Consider the following 2699-nt stretch of genomic DNA (forward strand, 5'->3'; position numbering starts at 1 on the left):
CTTGGATGAGAGTATTCAGTTTTGAGCGTGCAAGCTCAAAGAAAAGAGTGCGGTGGCAGTGGCAAGAAGGATACACCTGTTCCCATGCCGAACACAGAAGTTAAGCTTCTTCGCGCCGAAAGTAGTTGGTGGGAAACTGCCTGCGAGGATAGGGCGCTGCCGCGCGAAAGCAAGAGTCAGACGGAAGTCTGGCTCTTTTTTTGTTTTGTTTGGGGCGGCGAAGCAGATGTGCGCTTTTTACTCAACTGGCGGTTATTTTTTAATAATCAGCCTCAAAATTGACTCAACTATAGAGGCTTTTTTAATCATTCGAAATTTCTTTACTTAACTACCAGCAGCATTTTAATAATTAGGAATTGGTCGTACTCAAGTACGACCAATTTTTTAATCTTCAAGTACAAAATCGACTCAACTACATTTACTTTTTTAAGAAATGCGAGTTTCGACTTTTTACAAAATTATCTGTCTATTAGAACACTTTGGAACGTTTCCTTAAGTTTGTTATATAAACGCAAATAGCGAAAAAATTTCGGGCAAAAAAGTTGTAATAATAAGTGGAGGCAAAAAAATGACTAATAACCTTACCCATTGGTTTACGACCGGAACCGAAAGAACAATTTCCAATGAGCGTGCAATTCAGTCAGCATCAAAGTTAGAGAAGCTGCTAAATAAAAACTATGACTGTTTAAGACAACTTTCGTTAAGCAATGTCTGGGAACTCCGAAGGCTTAATGAACTTTTTGAGCAATATAATCGTGTTGATTCCAGCTTAAATATGCCAATATTAACTGCCAAACAACTAAAAAATGGCCCTCGTTAAGTAAACAACGAGGCCAAAAATGAGAATAACTGGTTTGGTTGAGTAAATTTGCGTCCCAACGCGGCCACAAGCCGTGTTTTTTACTTGTCCGACTTCAGCCCGACACCGGAAAAGCCGCTCAAGATCGAGAAGACTGGTGAAAAGAGGCTAAAGAAGGTGAAGGGCAAAAAGGCCAAGACTGGCACGCCCAGGGTGGAGGCGGCGAAGGAACCCGCCACGCCCCACGGAATCAGGTAGTTGATGACGCTGCCGCCGTCTTCCAGAACCCGGCTGAGGGCCAGGGGCGACAGGCGAAGCTTCTTGAAGGCAGACTTAAAGGCGTTGCCGGGCAGGATCACTGACAGGTACTGCTCGCCGACGAAAAGGTTGATACCGATTCCCGCCAAGATAGTGGCAGTAATCAGGCTGCCTGGCTTTTTCAAGTGGTCGATTAAGGGCTGCATGGCGCTTTCGATAATGCCCACGTGCATCAAGATCCCGCCAAGAGCCAGGGTCATGATGATCAAGGAAACAGTGCTCATCATCGACGAGATCCCGCCCCGGGTCAAGAGGGCGTCGACAGCCTTATTGCCGGTCTTTGATACAAAGCCGCTTTCGATTAGGCTTGCCAGACTGCTGGCCCCAAAGCCTGCTGGTTTTTGAATAAAAATCATCCCGACTGACAAGAAAATATTGGCAAAAAGCGTCTCGATCGCAGGTACCTTTTTCCAGGCGCAGACGAACATCAAGATGATTGGCAGGGCCGCCCAGGCCGACACGGAAAAGTTTTTAGTTAATACATTTTCAACCGCCGTAATATTAGCTAAAGAGGTGGCCTTGCTGCTTTGGCCCAGGAAGAAAAAGAGGACGAGCGAAACCAAGAAGGCTGGGATGGTCGACCACATCATGTTCTTGATGTGGTCAAAAAGGTCGCTTTCGGCCACGGCTGAAGCTAGGTTGGTGGAGTCAGACAGTGGCGACATCTTGTCGCCAAAAATAGCCCCGGAAATGATGGCACCGGCAGTAATTGCCGGGTTGATCCCCAGTGTGTTGCCCATCCCGAAGAGGGCGATGCCGACCGTTGAAATGGTGGTAAAGCCAGAACCGATGGCCAAGCCCACCATGGAGCAGACCAAGAAGACCGATGGCAGGAAAAAGTGGACGCTGATCATGTGAAAGCCTACCACCATTAAAGAAGGAATAATCCCGGCTTGGATCCAGACGGCGATCAGGCTCCCGATTAATAAGAAGATAAAAATTGGCACAATCGCAGTCGAAATGCCTTTGGTGATCCCCTTCATGAGCTCTTCAAAAGCGTGCCCGCGAAATTCCAGCCAAAAGATCAACAGGCCGATCACGGTTAAAACTGGCAGCTGGGGCGACAGGCCCAGGCCAATCACGCCGATTCCCAAAATGCAAAGCATGCCAATTAAAATAACAACAGCTTCCTTAAAATTGATTTTATCTTTCATTGCTTTCTCCCAAAACAAAAAAGTCCCAGCCAGGCCAAAGCCTAGCTGGGACGCAAGAAACGTGGTACCACCCGCAATTCGTGAACGCAGTTCACCTCTTTAGCAGTAACGCCGCTTAGCGTGCAAACGCGTAATTCGGACCAGCAGCCTGCCCGGCTCGCATCAACCGCCGGTTTTCTGAACTCTGAGCTGCCTGCCTACTAAAGATTGCTTGCAGGTAATCTGAATTGCTTACCACTATATCACTTAAACTTCCCACTTACAAAAGTGGGCTTGTACCTTGAAAATTCAATAGTTTAGCCAATAAAAAAGCACAAGGCCTTTGTTCGCTTGATATAATTCAACTACAACATCATCAATATCAAACGAAAGGCTTGTGCTATGTCTAGTTTACCATCATTCGATACCAAAAACGAACCCCAAATTTC

2 protein-coding genes and 1 rRNA gene are annotated in these 2699 nt (G+C 46.7%); 2 read left to right on the forward strand and 1 reads right to left on the reverse strand.

Going from position 1 to position 2699, the window contains the following annotated elements; genetic code table 11:
* The first annotated feature begins 48 nt into the window (after window positions 1-48).
* Together rrf and FYJ62_RS10345 are read left to right on the forward strand one after the other, a co-directional pair.
* A 5S ribosomal RNA gene (rrf, locus tag FYJ62_RS10340) occupies window positions 49-165 on the forward strand.
* A 403-nt stretch (window positions 166-568) separates the two neighbouring features.
* Entirely contained in the window at window positions 569-820 is a 252-nt protein-coding gene (locus FYJ62_RS10345) for a hypothetical protein (RefSeq protein WP_206990022.1), read from the forward strand.
* Window positions 821-900: 80 nt separating this feature from the next.
* On the opposite strand, the gene nhaC is transcribed toward FYJ62_RS10345, so the two are convergent.
* Window positions 901-2271: a Na+/H+ antiporter NhaC gene (gene nhaC / locus FYJ62_RS10350; RefSeq protein ID WP_154549561.1), complete on the reverse strand. Its 1371-nt coding sequence runs from the start codon at window positions 2269-2271 to the stop codon at window positions 901-903.
* Window positions 2272-2699: the final 428 nt, after the last annotated feature.

The organism is Lactobacillus porci, from assembly GCF_009695985.1.
GTDB lineage: Bacteria > Bacillota > Bacilli > Lactobacillales > Lactobacillaceae > Lactobacillus > Lactobacillus absianus.